Origin of the sequence: Bradyrhizobium sp. Pha-3 (assembly GCF_042258325.1) — a bacterium.
GTDB lineage: Bacteria > Pseudomonadota > Alphaproteobacteria > Rhizobiales > Xanthobacteraceae > Bradyrhizobium > Bradyrhizobium elkanii.
In genome coordinates this window covers 1828769-1847740 of sequence record NZ_CP170151.1, presented here as the reverse complement: position 1 = coordinate 1847740, position 18972 = coordinate 1828769, and the positions used below count along the sequence as shown (strand labels likewise).

18 protein-coding genes and 3 pseudogenes are annotated in these 18972 nt (G+C 60.4%); 12 read left to right on the top strand and 9 right to left on the bottom strand.

Features of this window, described 5'->3' with window-relative positions:
- Nucleotides 1-51 precede the first annotated feature (51 nt).
- The 3 genes and pseudogenes from ACE10X_RS08885 to ACE10X_RS08875 form a co-directional block, all read right to left on the bottom strand.
- Nucleotides 52-469: pseudogene (locus ACE10X_RS08885) on the bottom strand (hypothetical protein).
- Between the two features lie 13 nt (nucleotides 470-482).
- Complete coding sequence (locus tag ACE10X_RS08880; RefSeq protein WP_028343452.1) at nucleotides 483-683, bottom strand: hypothetical protein; 201 nt, start codon at nucleotides 681-683, stop codon at nucleotides 483-485.
- Nucleotides 684-1112: 429 nt separating this feature from the next.
- On the bottom strand, nucleotides 1113-2045 hold the full coding sequence (locus ACE10X_RS08875; RefSeq protein WP_028343451.1) for a Ku protein: 933 nt from the start codon (nucleotides 2043-2045) through the stop codon (nucleotides 1113-1115).
- A gap of 144 nt (nucleotides 2046-2189) precedes the next feature.
- Between ACE10X_RS08875 and ACE10X_RS08870 the strand changes: the two genes are divergently transcribed.
- From ACE10X_RS08870 to ACE10X_RS08860, 3 genes are read left to right on the top strand one after another with little or no spacing between them, the layout of a single operon-like run.
- On the top strand, nucleotides 2190-2585 hold the full coding sequence (locus ACE10X_RS08870; protein ID WP_016839811.1) for a hypothetical protein: 396 nt from the start codon (nucleotides 2190-2192) through the stop codon (nucleotides 2583-2585).
- Nucleotides 2586-2631: 46 nt separating this feature from the next.
- Complete coding sequence (locus tag ACE10X_RS08865; protein WP_016839810.1) at nucleotides 2632-3081, top strand: hypothetical protein; 450 nt, start codon at nucleotides 2632-2634, stop codon at nucleotides 3079-3081.
- A gap of 3 nt (nucleotides 3082-3084) precedes the next feature.
- Nucleotides 3085-3807, top strand: a complete 723-nt coding sequence (locus ACE10X_RS08860; protein WP_028343450.1) for an SOS response-associated peptidase — start codon at nucleotides 3085-3087, stop codon at nucleotides 3805-3807.
- Nucleotides 3808-4317: 510 nt separating this feature from the next.
- On the opposite strand, the gene ACE10X_RS08855 is transcribed toward ACE10X_RS08860, so the two are convergent.
- On the bottom strand, nucleotides 4318-4995 hold the full coding sequence (locus ACE10X_RS08855; RefSeq protein WP_244435986.1) for a DUF2971 domain-containing protein: 678 nt from the start codon (nucleotides 4993-4995) through the stop codon (nucleotides 4318-4320).
- 207 nt (nucleotides 4996-5202) lie between these two features.
- Between ACE10X_RS08855 and ACE10X_RS08850 the strand changes: the two genes are divergently transcribed.
- Complete coding sequence (locus tag ACE10X_RS08850; RefSeq protein WP_028343449.1) at nucleotides 5203-6549, top strand: IS5 family transposase; 1347 nt, start codon at nucleotides 5203-5205, stop codon at nucleotides 6547-6549.
- A 7-nt stretch (nucleotides 6550-6556) separates the two neighbouring features.
- Here the strand turns inward: ACE10X_RS08850 and ACE10X_RS08845 are convergent, their stop codons facing one another.
- The gene (locus ACE10X_RS08845) at nucleotides 6557-6757 is read right to left on the bottom strand and encodes a hypothetical protein (RefSeq protein ID WP_179077353.1); all 201 of its coding nucleotides are present in this window, start codon (nucleotides 6755-6757) and stop codon (nucleotides 6557-6559) included.
- Between the two features lie 225 nt (nucleotides 6758-6982).
- On the opposite strand from ACE10X_RS08845, the gene ACE10X_RS08840 reads away from it, so the two are divergent.
- The 4 genes from ACE10X_RS08840 (at nucleotide 6983) to ACE10X_RS08825 (ending at nucleotide 11970) form a co-directional block, all read left to right on the top strand.
- On the top strand, nucleotides 6983-7804 hold the full coding sequence (locus tag ACE10X_RS08840) for a hypothetical protein (RefSeq protein ID WP_125459157.1): 822 nt from the start codon (nucleotides 6983-6985) through the stop codon (nucleotides 7802-7804).
- Between the two features lie 90 nt (nucleotides 7805-7894).
- Nucleotides 7895-8146 carry a type II toxin-antitoxin system Phd/YefM family antitoxin gene (locus ACE10X_RS08835; RefSeq protein WP_016844889.1) on the top strand — a complete coding sequence of 84 codons (252 nt, stop codon included), beginning with the start codon at nucleotides 7895-7897 and terminating at the stop codon, nucleotides 8144-8146.
- On the top strand, nucleotides 8143-8559 hold the full coding sequence (locus ACE10X_RS08830; protein WP_016844888.1) for a hypothetical protein: 417 nt from the start codon (nucleotides 8143-8145) through the stop codon (nucleotides 8557-8559). Before ACE10X_RS08835 ends, ACE10X_RS08830 begins: the two co-directional genes overlap by 4 nt.
- On the top strand, nucleotides 8560-11970 hold the full coding sequence (locus ACE10X_RS08825; protein ID WP_253592558.1) for a hypothetical protein: 3411 nt from the start codon (nucleotides 8560-8562) through the stop codon (nucleotides 11968-11970). It begins immediately after the preceding gene.
- 82 nt (nucleotides 11971-12052) lie between these two features.
- Here ACE10X_RS08825 and ACE10X_RS08820 read toward each other — a convergent pair whose 3' ends face one another.
- From ACE10X_RS08820 to ACE10X_RS08810, 3 genes are read right to left on the bottom strand one after another with little or no spacing between them, the layout of a single operon-like run.
- Complete coding sequence (locus ACE10X_RS08820; RefSeq protein WP_311990334.1) at nucleotides 12053-12346, bottom strand: thermonuclease family protein; 294 nt, start codon at nucleotides 12344-12346, stop codon at nucleotides 12053-12055.
- Nucleotides 12229-12576 carry a hypothetical protein gene (locus tag ACE10X_RS08815; protein WP_311990552.1) on the bottom strand — a complete coding sequence of 116 codons (348 nt, stop codon included), beginning with the start codon at nucleotides 12574-12576 and terminating at the stop codon, nucleotides 12229-12231. The genes ACE10X_RS08820 and ACE10X_RS08815 overlap by 118 nt, the downstream gene beginning before the upstream one ends.
- Nucleotides 12577-12592: 16 nt before the next feature.
- Nucleotides 12593-13066 (bottom strand): hypothetical protein, encoded by a 474-nt coding sequence (locus ACE10X_RS08810; protein ID WP_016844887.1) that lies wholly within the window; start codon nucleotides 13064-13066, stop codon nucleotides 12593-12595.
- 178 nt (nucleotides 13067-13244) lie between these two features.
- On the opposite strand from ACE10X_RS08810, the gene ACE10X_RS08805 reads away from it, so the two are divergent.
- The 4 genes and pseudogenes from ACE10X_RS08805 (at nucleotide 13245) to ACE10X_RS08790 (ending at nucleotide 16076) form a co-directional block, all read left to right on the top strand.
- The gene (locus ACE10X_RS08805) at nucleotides 13245-14795 is read left to right on the top strand and encodes a hypothetical protein (RefSeq protein WP_016844886.1); all 1551 of its coding nucleotides are present in this window, start codon (nucleotides 13245-13247) and stop codon (nucleotides 14793-14795) included.
- A gap of 29 nt (nucleotides 14796-14824) precedes the next feature.
- Nucleotides 14825-15487: pseudogene (locus tag ACE10X_RS08800) on the top strand (SOS response-associated peptidase).
- Nucleotides 15488-15628: 141 nt separating this feature from the next.
- Nucleotides 15629-15826, top strand: a pseudogene (locus ACE10X_RS08795) (UvrD-helicase domain-containing protein); the annotation flags it as partial.
- Between the two features lie 31 nt (nucleotides 15827-15857).
- Nucleotides 15858-16076: a hypothetical protein gene (locus ACE10X_RS08790; protein ID WP_125459156.1), complete on the top strand. Its 219-nt coding sequence runs from the start codon at nucleotides 15858-15860 to the stop codon at nucleotides 16074-16076.
- Nucleotides 16077-16142: 66 nt separating this feature from the next.
- On the opposite strand, the gene ACE10X_RS08785 is transcribed toward ACE10X_RS08790, so the two are convergent.
- Nucleotides 16143-18896, bottom strand: coding sequence for an NB-ARC domain-containing protein (locus ACE10X_RS08785; RefSeq protein WP_028343446.1), 2754 nt, complete (start codon nucleotides 18894-18896; stop codon nucleotides 16143-16145).
- Between the last annotated feature and the right edge of the window lie 76 nt (nucleotides 18897-18972).

Below are 18972 nucleotides of genomic sequence, written 5' to 3'. Positions count from 1 at the left end.
TATCAAACCGCTGCTCCCATTTGGCGGATTTTTCTTCCCTCAGTCGTTACCTCAAGAGGCGTTTGCTCTTGCCCGTTCGCGCGCCTCGCGCCGACGTTGACGTCTTTCGCGCCGTCGCTTGGCACGATCCGGCGGGCTGCCGCAGCGGAGGAACAGGCGCCGGCGAGGTCGCACTCGTCTCCAAAACTGGGGGCGCCTCGGCCCTTTCCAAGGCCGTTGGCCGCGCTTCCATCAATTCGAGCAACGCCCGTCCTTTGGACGTGATCTTCCATCCTCCGCTTATCCGTTTGACCAATCCTTGTGAGAAGATGTCGAGATCGGGCACTCTCGCCGCGAGGGCGCCTGGTCCGGTCCGCCCAGTCGCGGCCACTCGTTGCTAGGATGGCCATATCCCTCTTGAGGTCCTCCATCACGGCAAAGCCGTCCGGATAAGCTACCAAATCTTCAGGACGGTGACTTGAAAGTTCACGCCCGCCCCGCGATCAGCGCCACATCGTCGGCGCGTGCGAGAGGGCGTCGCGACCAATCTGTTTGAGACCTTCGGGAGAAATCTCGCCTCTCGTCGCAGCCTCTAGGATTTTCGACGCGACGTGGGTACGTGCCCCGATCTCGCGGTGCGAGACGCTTTCACAGACTTCATCGAGAATCGCGCGCAAAAGCGCGGTGGTTGCCGTGTCGAACATAGCAGCCCCCCAAGGGAAAATCTAATCCTAGCGCGGTTTCGCCCGCTTGGGGATTCAAGCATGTTAAACTTTGCGGACGGTGCACTGCACCCATAGCTGCGTCTCGCCCCCAATGGATCGCCTCTCTCCCAAAACCAAACTGATTAGGCTGAAAGACTACGCTGCCCAAACACTCCCCCCAGGGCAAATCACGCAACTTGATAAACTTCCGCAGTGGCGCGGCCTGCAGCGCGCAAAGTGTCCCCTCTCATTGCGAATCGCGAGGTTGACGGCTCTATGCGCCGTTGGTTCGGCCTCGCGGCTGTCACCTATCTGCCGGTCAGCGCGATAGTCTCACGCGACCTCGTCGAGATGGGATTTACGGTCTGCCAGAGCCTGCGCGGATGACGAAGGAGTGACCGTCTGGCGTGACCGGTGCTTCACGATAGGCTAGGCCGACTTTCGCTGCGGCTTCGCGGCGGGCTTTTTCGCCGCACCCTCCTTGGCCGCTTTCTTGCCGGTGATCGGCATCAGCATTTCCTTCTGCGCAGCGGCCGCCTTGCGCGGCTTCTTGGCCGGCTTCTTCGGCGCCTCAGTCGGGGCCGTCGCCTCTCGTCCGATGCTCTTGCGCAACGCGTCCATCAGGTCCACGACGTTCTCACCTCGAGGACGCGCTTTCGCGGTGATGGGCTTGCCCGCGCGCTTCTGATTGATGAGATCGATGAGGGCGGTTTCGTACTGGTCTTCGAACTTGTTCGGCTCGAAGTGGCCCGCCTTCTGATTGACGATGTGCTTGGCGAGATCAAGCATGTCCTTGGTAACTTTGACATCCTGAATGCCATCGAAATACTCGTCCGCGGAACGGACTTCGTAGGGATAGCGCAGCAGCGTGCCCATCAGCCCCTTATCGAGCGGCTCGAGCGCGATGATATGTTCGCGATTGGTCAGCACCACACGGCCGATTGCGACCTTGTTCATCTCGCGGATGGTTTCCCGAATGACGGCGAACGCATCATGCCCGACTTTACCGTCGGGACGCAGGTAGTAAGGACGAATGAGATATCGCGGATCAATCTCGCTGCGGTCGACGAACTCGTCGATCTCGATCGTTCGCGTCGATTCCAACGCGACGTTCTCAAGCTCCTCTTTGGTCACCTCGATGAAGGTGTCAGTATCGACCTTGTAGCCCTTGACGATGTCTTCGTTGTCGACCTCCTCGCCGGTGTCGGCGTCGACCTTGGCGTACTTGATCCGATGGCCGGTCTTTCGGTTCAGCTGGTTGAAGGAGACTTTTTCGGATTCCGAGGTGGCCGGATAGAGCGCGACCGGACAGGTGACGAGGGAGAGACGCAAGAAGCCTTTCCAGTTGGCGCGGGGGGCCATCGCGGGAACTCCATTACTGATGCCGGATTCAAGACGAACCAACCGGCTTGGTTCCGACATCGCTGCCCGCTCGATAGGAGGATTTTTCTCAGCAGCTGCCCTGGTCGGACTCGACATTTGTTCTTGTTATGTTCTAATTCAGGCATGACCGACCGACCCGCGAGCTGGCGCATGCCGACCCCGAAGCAGATGGAAAAGCTGGCCGCCGAAGCCGCCCGTAGGCCGAGCCCTTCCACTGCGGCTCCAGAGGCGCCGCTTCCAGCCGAATACTGGGAATCGGTCCTCAGAGACCCTCGCGCCGGCACGACCGGGGCTCAAATGCGGCAGCGGTGTCTTTCCGAAATTCAGCGCCACGTGCTCCGCGTCTCCTGCCGCCGCTGCGAACGTACCTTAGAAATCCAGACGGCCGATGCTGTCCGATTGTATGGCCGCAACGCAGTTTGGAAGGACGTGGCGCAGCGATTGCTCGACAACACCTGCCAGCAGCGTACCGGCAGGCATGAAGAAGACGGGTGCTGGCCAGCGTTCGAGACGCCGTAGTCGCTCAGCATTTGCCGATCCGATCTCTTTGCGCCTGGATGTCCGGATGGCCCCGAAGTATCACCCTACGCCCCTGTCGGGCGGCGATCGCAAGGCTCTGGCGAAAGAGCTCGGCAAGGCACGCGCGATGGCTAACATCCTGGCTACCCAATCGGCAGAGATGCGGGCCAAAGGCGAGGCGATGATCCAGCAAGCCGATAGGCTGCTTTGCGAAAGCTGGAACGAGCGCATGTGGAGTGACGGCGAACCGATCGATCCGTCGCCGACCATCGATCAGGCCGTGAACGGTGGCTTCCCCTGGCTGGAGATCAGGTGCGCGCGCTGCAAGACGCCAAGCGACGTGGACCTCGCGGCGATGAAGCACCCGCCGACCACCTTCGTGCACGATCTCGCCAGCCGGCTGCGCTGCCGCAAATGCGCCAAGGCCGGCCGGCGTCCATCCGCGACTCTGTTACAGTTGACGTGGCAGCCGCGCCACCCTCGAACCGAACCCTGACCAATGTGCAATCTCTATTCCATCACGACCAACCAAGCGGCTATCAGCGCGCTGTTTCGTGTCGTGAACCGATACGTTGGCAACCTGGCGCCGATGCCGGGAGTTTTTCCAGACTACCAGGCACCGATCGTGCGCAATGGGGCGGAGGGCCGCGAACTCGCGACGGCGCGCTGGGGGATGCCGTCGTCGTCAAAGGCACTGATGGACGCCACCAAGAAGCGAGCCGAGAAGCTGCAAGCCAAGGGCAAGACGGTGGATTTCAAGGAATTGCTCAGAATGGAGCCGGACGGCGGCACGACCAACATCCGCAACGTGAAAAGCAAGCACTGGACGCGATGGCTCGGGACCGAAAGCCGCTGCGTGGTGCCCTTTAACTCCTTCAGCGAGTTCAACAAGGCCGAGGGCGGTGATATCTGGTTCGCGCTCGACGAGACCCGCCCACTCTCCTGCTTCGCCGGCATCTGGACCAATTGGACGTCCGTCAGGAAGGTCAAGGAAGGCGAGACGACCAACGACATCTTCGCGTTCCTGACGACGGAGCCGAACGCCGAAGTAGGCGCGATCCATCCGAAGGCGATGCCCGTGATCCTGACGACGCCGGACGAGGTCGAGACCTGGATGACGGCTCCTTTAGACGAGGCCCTGAAGCTACAGCGGCCGCTTCCGGACGGAAGCCTCCGGATCGTCGCCCGCGGCGTCAAGGAAGATCCGGCCGCACCGTCATGACGACCGCAGCACAATATCCAGGACGACCAGAACCGTGCGACTGAAAGATGCCGAGATCCGCGCGCCGTCCGTGGACATGATGACCATGAGCGCCCGGATTACCCCTGTGAGGGGCGGTGCTCCTTAGATTTCGACCGTGAGCATGCAGGAAGCACCGAAGAGGTGAAGACAGTTCGCAAGAGTGGGAGAATCAAAGAGGCACCCGCAGGAGGGTCAGCATAGCGCCGACGCGCAGCGGCGGGACCCGAGACCGAGTGCAGTCGCGAGACCGGTTAAGAAGGCACCCGACCCGAAGGGCAGTGATAGCGACGCCGGCATGCGATGACGGCGGGCCCGAGGGCGAGTGCCTCCGGCGAGCGACACATTGCGCTTGCCCTTATGCAGATGTTTGCGGCAACGATCGTCACCCGAAGGGCGGAGACGCTCTTGCGGTTCCGCTCGCAGGCGTGTGCCTGTGAGTAGAGCGTGACCGGCCGCGGGCCGGTGCCGCCCTGACGACCGTCACAGCGGCTACTTCTCTGCGACGGGAAAGGCGGCGGACTCGAATGCTTCGTCCGTGTCGCGAGACCGCCTCGGTAGAAAGGCCCTCATCTCTCCCTCGTCCAATGGGTACTTTTTCAGATTGAAGGTCCCGTGGAGCTCGGACATTTCATAGAAGCGCACGGATCGGCTCCGGCCATCCAAGGCGGCGATGACGGCATATTTCACTGCCTCGGTGCAACGCATCCCGAAGATGATCTCTTCGAGCTCGAGCGGGGAATTCTGCAGACCTCGCTCTCCGATCAAACGCCATTCCTGCTCGTACCGCCAACTCGCCGCTTTTCGCAACAAAACTGCCTCGTCGACCTGAAGACCAGCATCCTTGTCGCCATCGAGCATTGCCAGGACCTTGCTGGCGTCAACAAGCCGCTTGCCGCCGTACTTGACCTTATGGAGATCATGTTGCGCATTGGGCGGTACCGAATAGCCAATGCAAACACCCCGATGCTGGTCGCCATAGTGGCTCCACATCAGCGGGCAGGTCACGCGCTGAGCCAGAGATACAATGCCCTTGTCATATTGCAGCAGCAGTTCTTTTTCGAGCTGGCGACCAAGGAGATATTGATGAGGATCCGCCATCTCGTAACTTGGATCGCCGGCGTTATAGTTGACCTCTGAAATGACCTGATCAGCCTGCAACCGGCTCAACCGGCTGATGTGATCCAGGGTTTTCGGACCTTTGTATCTAGTCGGCTGTGAACAAGCCTGTAAGCGGTTGAGCAGGAGTCTGTTTTTGGGATTTGATGGCGTTTGAGATTGCAGGGATTTGAGGCTTGATGGCCGCAAACCCTGCAAATTCGTTTTGTGGATTCCTGTCCACTGTGAACCGTGCTTCTGTGGTGCACCGGAGGGACGATGCGGCCGAAGAAGCACAAGACGACAGGATCGAACGATCTGTTCCGGGCACGGCTGGACCAGATCATCAACATGAAGCACGAGCTGGTTCTGCTTGCCGGCAAGATCGACTGGGACTGGATCGACAGCGAGATCGCCCCGCTCTACAGCGAGAATGGCAGGCCGGGGATCGAGACCCGCTTCATGATCGGGCTGCTGTTGCTCAAGCACATTTACGGGCTGTCCGATGAGGGGGTGTGCGAGCGCTGGGTGCACGATCCGTACTTCCAGTTCTTCACCGGCGAAGAATTTTTCCAGCACGTTTTCCCGCACGAGCGCTCGGACCTGAGCCATTGGCGCAAGCGGCTCGGTGACAAGCTGGAGCGGTTGTTGGCCGAGAGCCTTCGGGTGGCGCACGAGACCGGTGCGTTACGCAGCCAGGACCTCAAGCGGGTCACGGTCGACACCACAGTGCAACCGAAGGCCATCAGCTTCCCGACCGATGCCAAACTGCTGCATGCAGCGATCCGGGGGCTGAACCGCCTGGCGAGGAAACACGGGGTCAGGCTGCGGCAATCCTATTGTCGCGTGGCCAAAAGCGCGGCGATGATGGCGGGCCGTTACGCTCATGCCAAACAGTTCAACCGGCATCAGCGGCAGCTGCGTATCCTGCGCAGCCGGCTGGGGAGGATCATCCGCGACATCCGCCGCAAGATCGAAGGCCAGGCGACGCTGGAGGAGGCGTTCGCCCTCCCGCTTGGCCGGGCCACGCAGATCCGCTCGCAGCAGCAGCGCCAGCGCGGCTTCAAGCTTTATTCTTTCCATGCCCCGGAGGTGGAGTGCATCGGCAAGGGCAAGGCCGCCGCGCCTTACGAGTTCGGCGTGAAGGCCTCCATCGTTACCAACAATCGCCGCGCCCCCGGTGGCCTGTTCGTGCTGCATGCCAGGTCGCTGCCCGACAACCCTTACGACGGTCACACGTTGCGGGACGTTATGGACCGCACCGAGACACTTACCGGCTGTGCGATCGAGCGGGCCTATGTCGACAAGGGCTACCGCGGCCACGACGCGCAAAATCCCCGTCGCGTCTTCATCTCCGGCCAGAAGCGCGGTGTCTTCGGCGCCATCAAGCGTGAGCTGCGCCGCCGCTCCGCCATTGAGCCCATCATCGGACACCTCAAAGCCGAAGGACACCTCGGCCGGTGCTACCTCAAGGGCCGCGCCGGCGATGCGGCAAACGTCGTCCTCTCCGCCGTCGGACACAACCTCCGTCGCATCCTCGCCTGGTTCAGAGAACTTTTGCGCCTATTGTTGGTCTCGCTCTGGCGCACGCTCAACTCTCCAGCTCAGCTCAATCCGGCTTCTTAACGGTCGACTATCTAATGGTTTTGGCGGCGGCTTTCATCTCCGCGCCGACGCGGCGCTCGACGAACTTGCGCAACGCACGTTCAAGGTCTGGGGTGGGAAGATCCGTGTTGAGCGAGGGCCGTGTATCGAGCGGATCGTTGAACGTGCTTGGATCGGCATAGAACAGATTATCGGCAATGATGATATCCAGCGTGAGATTGTTGAACACGCGGTATTTGAACAGCCGCCTCGGAATGCTTAGTTTCCTTGCCATTGCAGTTTGAGTCCGGAGGTTTGTGTTACGAATCGATGACGGGCGATATGGCTGGTTCTACACCGGCCCTTCCGACATGGTCGCCGAAATCGATATTCAAAGTCGGGGTGGACAGCTTATTGTGGCTCTCGCGGTAACGATGACGGTTCGATTGCGCAACGAAGGGACGCGGGCGTTCTCATGACGAATTCGGATGAAGCGTTACCCTCGGACCCTCGCGAGAATGCTGTTGTCTGGGCACGGATCAGAAATTGGAGGTTCGCATTCCTGGCTTGCGGTGTCGCCGGCATAGGCCTGTCCTTGGCGCTAACTGCGGCCCTGACGGTGACGCGTAGCGCATACCTGACCGATGGCATTCAGATCTGGGACGCGACGTTAGGGCCGCTAAGCGGACACGGCGGGAGCCCCGAGAAAGCCTATAAGCTCACTGTCAATCATCCCGCGCAGCTGTATCTTGGCGACGATCTACCGATATCGGTTTCGCTCTCGGACGTAGCGAGCACCTATCAGCACGATCCAAACGCTCGGGTGCACATCGCGATTGATGGGCCCTCTTTAAAGATAGTCCCGGCCGACGGCATCGATTTGACGCTCAAGGACGGTAGTTCGACGACCTTCCTGGTGACTGCCTCGGCCGTAGGGAATAAGAGCGTAAGGATCGTCGATCAGTTCTGGATCACGGATGCGCCGACCGTGCGCGAAAAGCCGTTGCCATCCTCCAAGGCCGGCGAGCTATTTCCGAGAAAACCCGATGCCGAGGACGCGCGCATCATCAACCTCGTCGTCCTGGATCGGCCTGTGTTCATGGCTTTCAGCCGGAACGTGACGAGCGACTTACAGGTCATTGCCTCCATCATCGGAATTCCCGGCCTGCTTGTGTTCCTGCTGTCGGGCTGGCGAGAGCGGAGGAAAGCAGCCGCCGAAAAGCGAAAGGACGATGCTGCGCATCGAGTGATCAAAGCTCCGGCTGACTTGCAGAAGCCGCGCAAGATCGAGCGCTAGACGGCCGGTGCGGATCGACTATTCCGGTATTTAAGCACTTGCGTAAATTACAGCAATGTTGTATATTACAGCAATGTTGGAGATCGATGTGTGACCGAATATTCGACGAGTGATCTGTCCCGAAAATCGGGAGACATCATTGCTGAGGCGCTGCGCCGGCCCGTCACCATTACCCAGCGGAATAAGCCGCGCCTGGTGCTGCTCAGCATCGAAGACTATCGCAGGCTTAAGGCCAGAGCCGACACCAGGATGGCCGGCCGGCTTGAGACGATGCCGGACGAGCTGTTTGAGGACGTTAAGAATGCGGTCGATGCCTATGAGCGGGACGGTGACGATCCGTGAGCCAGCACGAGCTTCGCACCGGATGTGTCATCCGCTTTCCTTATCTGTGGGTACGTGAGGCCGAGCGAGGGGAGACCGAAGGTCGCAAGCACCGTCCGGTCGCTGTGGGTGTGCGGATTGCACGGCCCAAGGGCGAGGATATCCTGGTGCTGTTTCCAATCACCAGCCAGCCGCCCTCTTCCGATCGTTTTGCCGCCGAAATTCCAGAAATGGAAAAGCGACGCGCAGGGCTTGATGCCACGCTGCGGCTCTGGATCATTCTTGACGAGTACAATCAGGATATCATCGGCCAGTCGTTCTACCTTGAACCGGAGCCGCTGCTTGGCCATTTCAGCAAGGCTTTTTTTCTGCCCTTGATGAGGGAATTCATTTCCCGCCGCGCCAAGACGCGGGGCGTTAACCGACAGCGTTAGATGAACGAGCCCACCAAGAGAGGCGACCTCTCACCAGAGCAGCAAAATACGGCGACGCTGATGCGGCAAATGCTCGGCAAGAGTATTGCCGATCGCTACGTCGACTTTTGCCGCGTGGCTTCGGGCGCGATCCCGCTTCGCGTATCCGTTCCGGTAGCTGGCCATGCCATACGGGAGCTCGATTCAGTCCTGCGGCAGACGCTGGCAGGGCCAATAGGTGTCGCTCTTGAGGCGACGACCGAGGATAAAGCGCGACTCAAGGCGGCCAGGAAGCAACTGCGCGCGCTCGGCTTCAAGGATGACGCCGTCAACCGCGCCGTCGAAAAATTGCGGCCGCGCCGCAGCCATAAGGAGGAGATTCAGGCGATCGTGACGCGTCTCGGGCTTGGCGCTGACGGCGATATCGCCAGGGCATGGATCTCGATTGCTCAGGCCCATGGCGAGGCCCACCGCCGCGATTTTTATCGGTCTCTAGTCGTCGATGAAGAGTTTCGGCTCGAATGGCAGCAACCGTTCGACACGGTCGTCCGCGGGCTGATGATCGCGCTTCAAGGAAAGTATGCCGCCTTCATGCAACGCGTTGACCAGCTCGTCGCGATGGCGGATCGCGCGGCGGCGGTGAAGATTTTCGTCAAAGAAATACCTGGTGCGTTACCGCTGCTGTGGCATTTCTTCAATCAACTCCAGACCGCGGACTGGCTCCCTCATTTGGCGGCCGAGAATCTCTTGGTGGGGCCGACCTTGCCCGCCGACGACGACGCGGGTGATGGGCTGCTGCTGCGCCAGTGGCCTGCGGGCCGCTATCTAGTGCGCATGGCGGGCTCGGAGGACCCGGAGGTCCGCAGCCAGGTCGTTCAGGCGCTGCGTGGTGTCGGCACTTCACAGCACGTCGATGTGCAACAGCTGGGCATTGAAGTGTTGGCGGCACTCCCTGCCGATGATGCGGCGCCATTGGTCGACCTCGCCGAGACGTGGCTGACGCGCAATGCCCGGTTCGTTATGGCGCAAGCGCCACATGACCTGTTACGACGGCTGGCGCAAGCTGGCCACGGAGCTGCGGCGCTGCGCGTGGCGCGCGTGCTGTTTCAGGTCTTCGACAACGGCGGGCGCCTTGCCACGTTGTTCAGCCAGCACATGTACGAGCACTTCCTGCCGGACACGGTGAAGGCATTGGCTCCGGCGTGCGGCGTTGAAGCCGTTGGTCTGTTGTGCAGCCTTCTAGACCGAGCGGTGCGAATTAGCGGCAAGTTCAGCGAAGACCCGCCGTCTGACTACACCTACTACCTGTCGGGACAGATCTCCGAGCACGGCGTCAAGCATGACGTCATTGACGCCCTGGTCGGCGGAATTATCCAGGCGGCGAAGCTTGCGATCAAGACCGCCCCTTCGTGCACGCAGCAGGTCATGCTCGAAATCACCAGCCATCCCGCGAAGATATTCGTGCGGCTGGCGCTTCACGTGCTGTCGTTTTATCCCGGTCACGCGCCCGAACTGGCCGAAGGGTATCTCACCAAAACCGATTTGATCGAAGCAAGCTGGTGCAGCACGGAATATGCCGCGCTGGCACAAGCGTGGTTTCCTTCGCTGCCGCCGGCGATGCAGCAGCGTGTGCTGGCATGTGTGGACAGCGTTCCGGATAAGTACATCGGAGGATGGAAGCAGCAATTTGAGGCCCACAGCAAGAGGCCGGTCACGGCCAAAGACGAGCGGTTGTTTCGGCTTTCGGCGGTGCGTGACATTCTGTGGGGCTGGCGCTCGGTGCTGCCCGAGGACCGGCAAGCGCAAGTGACGGCGGCCGTCAAGGAGCTTGGCGATCCCGACGCGTGGCGGCGGGGATTTGACGAGCCGGAGGCGCCACCGCCCGAGGCTCCCGATTTTCAGGCAGCGCCCATCGATAAGATCATCGCCTTTCTGCAGGCATGGCGTCCGTCACCAGAAGAGAAGCGTCAGACCATGACCGCGCTGGCGCAGGGACTGCGGCTGGCTGCTGGCGAAAATCCGGAGCTGTATTCGGCAAACGCGCCGCGCTTTGCCGGGCTTCCATTGCTTTATGTTCGCAGAGTATTGGAAGGGTTAGAGAACGCATCCAATAACCGGAAGTCGTTGGACTGGGACGGCGCAGTGTCGCTGGTCGCAAGCGTCATTCAATCAACGGAGCACGTGCCAAGCGGCATTGAAGGCGACGATGCGGATACCTCGTGGTGCCTGAAAGCCGGAGCCGCTCTCCTCGCATCGGGATTGCGGCAGGGCGCGCGGGGCATCCCATTCAAGCATGCGGAGCTGGTCACACGGCTGGTATCCGCGTTTTATCGCCAGGCGCCGCGGCTGTCGGAGAGCACGTCATTCGAGGAGAGCTATCGGAGTTCGCCGTTTTTCGCAGCGCAAGGCACAGCGCGCGGCATGACGGTCGAGCTTGTCGTCCTCGTGCTGTTCTGGCTCAGCAAGGACGATAGCAGCCCGATCGGACAAGCGCCGCGAGCAGCGCTCGAAAGACTTCCGGCATTGCGAACGATCCTGGAAGCCGAATTGGCCGACGACACGCCGACTGGCCGCATTCCCCGCGCTGTGGTCGGACGCTATCTCAACTGGCTGTTCTTTTTTGACGAGGCCTGGTTCCGCCGACACATCACTGAAATATTGCCTGCGAGTGATTTGTCGCTGCGTGATGCGGGCTGGATCTCGCATCTCGCCAACGATAGCGGCCCTATTAAGGATCTGGCCGCGGATATGCGCGATTGTTACGTCGCCGAAATCAACCGCCTCAGCGCCGATGACGGCCCGGACGATCGCACCCATGTCGAAGAACGTTTAGCGCATTACCTCGTCGTTCTTTACATTTGGTCAGCGCTGCCAGACGAGGTGTTCCAATTGTTCTGGGACACTGCACCGGCCAGCGCACGAAAAAGCGCGATGTGGTTTCTCGGGACGCAGCTTGGACAGCCGCCGGATCAATTTCCCGAGCCATTCCGGGCGCGCGCGTATTCTTACTGGGACCGAAGGCTCGCGGCCGCCAAGGCGTCGTCGAACCCCGACTACTTTCGCGAGGAGATCGGGACGATCGGGCAGTTCTTCCTCAATGGCAAGATCGACGGCCCTTGGCTGATGAACCAGGTGTTGGCGATGGCGGCAATCGGGTTTGCGCCCTCGGAGCCCTATAGCGTGCTGCGGCATCTAGCGAAGCTCTCCGCGGAGCATCGGATACACGCCGTCGAGGTCCTCGCGGCTCTCGCCAAAAGCCCTCGCTTTGATCGATGGGTCTATATGACCCAGCAGGCGGAGGTTCGTCTCATCCTGGCAAACGGGATCGCGAGCGGCTCCGGCAGGGGGCGTTCGCTGGCTGCGGAGACGATCAGCTATATGGCGGCGTTGGGTGATGGCGGTTATCTGGACCTGCTCCCGAAACCGGAATGAGATCGCGTCATTCGCCCTCGCGATGACGTTCGATCGGCGGCTCGCAAGGTGCGGATAATTGAGTGCCGCCTCGTAGCAGGTTTCAGGGATGCGCGTTGGCGTCATCTGAGCAGGCGGATGGCCTTCCGTTGGCGCGAGTGCAGGCGCGATAGCGCCAGGGCTCGACGTAACTGCCCTTCCAGAGTCCGCGGCCGGCGCGCTCGGCGTCACGCTGGGCCGCGTCATATCGTCCCCCGGAGTATTGCGGCCAGTCCAATGCTAGACCGTTGCGCACGAGCCATTCGCCGAGATCAATGCCGCCGATCGAACACGTGGCAACAGTGCGTCCATATTGATCCAGGTTGAGAGGAACATAGTTGACCGGACGCCGGCCGATGTAGCTGTCGAGATCATTCGCCGCCTCCGCGCCGCAACGAATTGCAAGCTGTCCTCGCCGCGGCAGAGCTGACTGCTTTCCGGCGCATCGACGCCCCACAGCCGAATGCGCGTGCCGTAAATTTCCAGTGTGTCGCCATCGACGACGCTGGCCTGACCAACGAAATTGTCGGCCACGGCGCCGCCTGACAGCAAAACAAGCAGCAAGAGCAATCCGAGGCGTTCGATCATGAGGGGACACCAGCAGTCAGCGCAGATTTCGCGGATTGAACTTGGGCCAGTTTGTGAGCGGCTTGAGCGACGGTAGATTCTCGGGCAACTCGGGAAAATGAAACTCCGTTCCGCGCAGCCAGCGTCCCTCGAAGCGTGCCCAGAACAGGATGGCATCCATCTGCCAAGTAAACTCGTGGACTCTCCAGACGCCACCATTCTCGATGACTTCACCGGTTGCGTTGAAAGGCAGGCTGTTGAGCTTGCAAAGGGCGTCGATCTCGTCCCAGTGCTCCCGGATATAGCGATCCTCCAGCGCGACATGGTACGGCCGGTCGGCCCGCCAGCGCGGCCCGCCACCGCGCGGATAAAAGCCCTGGCGCGGCATCATGAATTCCGGGATGTGCGCGAACGCCCTGCCGACGCGGCGCGCTTCATCTGACGACAGCTTGCTGACACCGAAGCTGTACCGCTGCTTGTCGTCACCGCAATAGACCCAGCCGAGGGTCACGCCATTGGTTCCCTGACCACGTAGCACTCGGAATTTTCCCGGACCACAGTCCAGGGCGGCTTGAAACGGCGGGCTGCCTCCGTTAGAACAAAATAAGAACAACAAGCTGGTCGGGTCAATCTGGACCGAGGCCAGCCGCCAGAGGCAAGGTCCGAAATTCGCAAGGCAGGGCGCCAGTATGACATCCGATATTAGTGAACACTTTCAGGGCATTTGGCGTCGCGCGCTGAACGCGCCATCGCTCGCTGCCCTGACTCCTGAATTGATCGAGAGCTGGGCTCGGGAGCGCGGACTTAATGTAACCGGCGTCGAGGAACGCGAAGTCGGAGCTTTTGCCACGATCCCGGCAATCATACTGAGCGTCGGCGACGCAAAAGCATGTTTTCCGAAGAGTCCAACGGAGGACGACCCGAGTTGGTCGTCCCGGCGCGCGCTAGCGGACGCCGAGGCCGCGCTGTGGGAGAAGATGGAGTGGTTCTCGCCGCTGTGGGTTCCCAAGCGCGACGTCGCCAAAATTCTTGCCACGGCAAGACACAGTTCGCGGCAGCAAGCTCTGCAGTGGTTTCAGTATCACACCTCCACTTTGTACACGCTTTCGTTTCAGGCAATTTGCATCGCGCAAATTTTGCCCCAAGCCCGCAGTCTCAGTGAGTTATGTCCCCTGGCGCGGGAAGCGTACCTCGCCTTTTATAATGGCTATCGTGCGTCGAGCATTGCAGCACTCATACCCGCGATCGAAGGCAGCCTGAGCCGGATCGCGTCACCTTCAGAACAGGATGTTTCGATCCCGACGAAAGTTGACCGTGTGGTCGATCGCGCCATCGCAACGGCCGCAAAGCGTCACTTTGAGAAAATGTGGGTGCCAGCTGATTATCTCAGCAAAGACTATTTGTTTGGTCAGGACGAGCGCGTCTTTGCGTTTGAGACGTTCCGCCGCTGGCTGCACAATTCCTTCTTCAGGAAGACCGACGAGTATGACGGCGGCACATGGTTGAACCGCCACATGTTCGCGCACGGCACACATTCGCTTTGGCAACAATCATCCAATTTCGAGCGCCTGGTCGTTGTCTTGGCGACCTTGGCGCTGATCGAATCCTGGCATGACGATACGCACAATGTGTCGCTGATTTTCCCCGTGATGGATGAGGACAGCAAGCTGCTTTGGCAGCAAGCCTTGGCGCGCGGGTTTGGGCAGATGGGACTAAAGCGGCGCGAGCAGCGGCGTTTCCAAAAACATGGACGTCTGGTGCCGGTGATGCCCACGGATGACGGCGGTCTTTTGCGAAGAGCGCTTCTAGCGGATGACTGCATCAACGAACTGGTTCGACCGCTGCGCGATTCCGGCTGGAGTGTTGAAATTGGAGAGCCAGACGAAAAGGCGCTGTACGTAACTGTCGTAGCTACCGCCGGCGATGAGCGCATGACGATCGCACTTCTGTCCGGATGCGCGACCGATAACGCTTTGTACCGGAAGTTGGCAGAAACCTGTGCTGCGATCTTGTATCGTGGCGCGCCCTACAATCAGCAACAATTTGCCTACGGTATCAATGTTCATGTTGGGCCAGCGGCGGCGTGGCTGCCGCCCGTACCGCGCAACGGTAAGCGCCGCTTTCGATCGCATCCAATCTGGCGACGCTTGCAGCGGCTCAAGGGGCGGGTTGCGTTTGCCGCCAAGGCCATCAAATACGACATTCGGCGCCGACGGCAGCGTCCCGCACAACAACTTTAGACTAGGGAAGAACGCGAAGGCTCACCAGTTTGTGCAACCTCTACAGCATCACCACTAATCAAGCGGCGATCGCCGCTTTGTTCAGCCGCATGAATCGTTATGTCGGCAATCTGGCGCCGATGCCTGGCGTATTTTCGGATTTATCCAGCCCCGGTAATCCGGAATGCCGGCGATGCCGGAGAGATGGTGATGATGCGCTGGGGCATGCCACCCCCACCCAGGACGGGGGCCCACCTGTCACCAACATCCGCAATACGTCGTCACCGCATTGGCGCGGCTGGTTGAAGCCGGAGAACCGCTGCGTCGTGCCCGCAAACAGCTTTGCCGAGTATGCTCGCGAGCCGAGTCCCGAGACAAAGAAGAAAGACGTCGTGTGGTTTGCGCTGAGCAACGACCGCCCGCTTTTTTGTTTCGCCGGCATCTGGACTGAATTCAAGGGCGATCGCGGCACAAAGTCCAAACCAATCCCCGGTCCTCACCTGGTGTACGGATTCCTGACCACATCGCCGAATGCGGTGGTCGAGCCGATTCATCCGAAGGCGATGCCCGTGATACTGACCACGGAGGAGGAGCGCGAGGTCTGGATGCGCTCCTCCTGGGACGAGGCAAAGGCGCTGCAGCGCCCTCTGGCTGACGACGCGCTGAAGATCGTCATGCGCGGCGCCGACAAGGAGGACAAGGCGACGGTGTAGCCTCGGCTCGACGACCGTGTGCCGTCGCGCAGGGGACGAAGGCCGAATTTGCCATTCGCTCCAAAGGGCAGTGGCAGGATGGTCGACCGTGTTGCGGTTCCAGCGGAAATCATCGAGCGTTGAATTTCAGCGGGGAAACTGATTCATGCTCGCTTCGGCTGCAGCATCCAGCGTCGAGCTGTCGAACACGGCGTCCCGGATAGCATTCACGTCGGAGCACCGCTGTTCGTGACAGCAGGAGCGGGATCCGGCAAGACGAACACCCTCGCACACCGTTTGGCGCATCTGATTGTAAGTGGAGCGGATCCGCGCCGCATCCTGCCGATGACATTCTCGCGCGGCGTCAGGCGAACTGCAGATCACGCAGTACATGAAAAACCGGGACACGAACCTAGGCTACCTATTGGTGTTTGACGGCCGCACGATTTCCAACGGAAAGCGCGTCCTGTCAAAGCACGGCGGTCGCGAGACCATCCTCGAATTCGGCGTCGATGTGAGTCCAGAAGTAAAGCCGCCTGCGAAGGCCCGAAAGTTGAAACGAAAAGCAGGCACAGCGCGCCGCGCGGGCGTGAAATCCTCCAAACGCTGATCCAGTGAGGTCGAGCCTATTGACCGGGGGCTTCGGCTGCCGGATAGACCGGCTGGCTTCGGCAAATCATGCCGGCTTTGCACATTCAGCCGCAGCAAGACGCTGCATCAAGACGGCTTTGTACCGATCATTGGTGCAGCTTGCGGCCGCTTCGCGAAGGTCGTCAATCGCCCCTGAGTCACCGAGGTCCACGCGGATATCATATCGAAGTGCTTTGAATGTGCTCAAATACTGACTGGACGAATCGAGCTTCTGGAGCCCGGCGTCCACGGCCTGCAGCGCATCCTGAGCCTTTCCGGCTCCGAGTCTTGCCTTCGCGAGCCAATAGCTGCGCCAAGGCTCCTGCTTGGCCTCCAGCGGCAGCAGCACCGCTTCGGCATCGGCCCATTTTGACAGCTTGACGAGCACTTCGCCCATTTTGCGCAGTTGGAATGGTGAAGGCTTCTCGATCGCCTCGAAGAATCCAAGCGAGTCCTCCAGCATGATCTGACGCTCTTGCTGAGGGATATCTGTATCGCCACCGATTTCGAGCAGGATTTCTCCATAAGCGGAGCGGTCATAGTCCCGCGTCACGTCGGCCACAGAGCGGCGCGGCAGCGAGTTGAATACGCTTTTGAATCGCTGCGGCTCGTTCCATGCCCAGTAGCGGCCGATGACCGCAAATGCCTGATAGGCTTGATCCGCTCCTACCATCGCTGATGTCAGTATCCGCTCCTCGATCATGTCGCCATGGTCGGCGTAAATTAGCCTTTGGCGATCGGGCGGCACTGCGCCGGACAGCGACTCAATGCTGCCGAGCACGATCGAACTCGCAACCTCCTGCGGCTTCTGTTGCGCGGTCTTCAATATCTCCGACACGAGCTGCTGCGCACGATCCGCGTGCTTTCGCTCTCTCGCATACATGCGGACCAGTTGCAGACGCGCGGCCTGAAGCGGAACCGGTCCGGCCAATACGGCCTCGAACACCTTTATCGCTTCGGTGGTCTCGCCAACGAGTTTCAGCGCCTTGCCGCGGTGATGCTGAATTTCGGCCTGCGAACGATCCGTCAATCCGGTCAATGCGGCCAGTTCGTCGAAAATCGGCAGAGCGGAAAGCAAATTGGCTTTGGCGGTATCATACGACGACGGCCGCTCGTGGCGGTAACGAGCCTCGATAGCTTCAAGCGCGACGCTAATAGCGATAGGCTCGGGCGATTGCACGCCGCCCAGGCTTTTCGCATAGGCATGGATGTCGCCCATCAAGGCAGGGTCCACCTCGGCAGGGTCCCAGCCCATTAGCAGGCAATAAAGAAAAGCAGGACGGCGATCGCCCGCGCGAACGAGGCGTTCGAGTACGGCTTTCATTCCGTAGCAGACAGCCACAAGCTCCAAGTCGAGACTGTAGACCGAGCGGATATAGGCCTCGAATGCGTCGCCGAGCTCGCGTTGGCGCGCGTCAGTGAGCAGTTCCGGCGTCGAGCCAAGGCACGAATAGACGATGTCGTGTATCCGCACGCTGGCGCCAGCGTCGGGCGTCGTCAGGCAATAGGTTTGCAGCTTGCGCAGTCCAACGGGCTGGATGGCATGCCTGGCAAATCCGCGATCGCACGTCGGCTGTCCCGCCCAGGCAAATAGCGAAAGTTCGCGATTGAGCGCCGGCATCAACCGGCGAAGGATCCGATCGGCGATGCGCTCCTGGCGGTCGTCAACAAATTCCGCCACGGCCTGGCAGTCGGCAACCAGTTCCTGCCAGCTCGCGGTTCGATCTGAGACTGCGGCATTCATCAACCGCAAGGTCAGTGGATGACCGCCGATCGTCGACCATACCGCGTCGAATACCTCTGCGGGACAGCCGCCATCAATGCCACTGCCCAGCATTTCGCGCGCGTCTTCCGGTTCGAGCGGCGGGATCAAATAGGCATCGGCATCCGCCTGCCGCGTTGTAATGAGGACCTTCGAACCAGTTCCGCACATGCCGACGACGCGCGCCCGGTCGAACACGACCCGAGCATCGTCGAGAACGAGCAGGCATCGCATCGTTCGGAGCAAGGCGACGACGTTCCGGCTGACACCCGACCGCGCCACAGGTAGGCTTGCGAGTTGCTCCAAATGCCTGAGCTGGCTTGCGTCGCACCAAATGATCAGATCGTATTGCTGCCGTTGAGCCGCCGCGACCGCGGCTGCACATTGCGATTTACCGCTGCCACCCATCCCAGCGACCTTGACGCAAGACGAGGCGGCAAGCGCATCCGCGACAGCTTTCTCCACCGCGGGACGCGCCAGATAGCCGTTACCCGGATCGGGCACGAGGTTGCTGGCTTCGTATTCGTCGCGAATCTGCCCCAACGCGGGCAAATATTCGCCGAGCCGCTCGACGACAGCGTCGTTTCCCAGCAGCCGGTCGACGATCGTCTCTGCAATGCGCCTTCCATCATGAAGGTGAATGCTTACGCCATGTTTCGCCCTGTACTTGGCGGCCTCTTCGACCATTTCGCTGTATCGCTTTGGCCCCGCAGTCTCGGTGCATAAGAGGAAAACGTCCTTCGCGTTCGGATGCTTTTTGCGCGCATGCTCGAAATCGTTCCGCGCCTTGTCCATATCGCCATCGAAGTATTTCTTGTCGATCGTATATTCGGCAGCCACATGCCCCTGATCGGATACGGTATCGACCGTGTGTCCGACCGGATTGCCGAGCGCATTGAGCCCGCGATGGCCCAAGGGAACCCCCAAATAGAAGTCGACATAAGCGTTGCCGAACCGCTCGAAGCGCGGCCCCGGCGCGATGACCTCGATGTTTTCGATCAGCCGCTTGACGAATAGATTACGAAGCGTCTCGTTCATGTCAGCAACCCGACATTCGTTCCGTTTGCGTCAGCCACGCCATGCAACGCTCGAACTCCTCAAACCCGGCCATGCT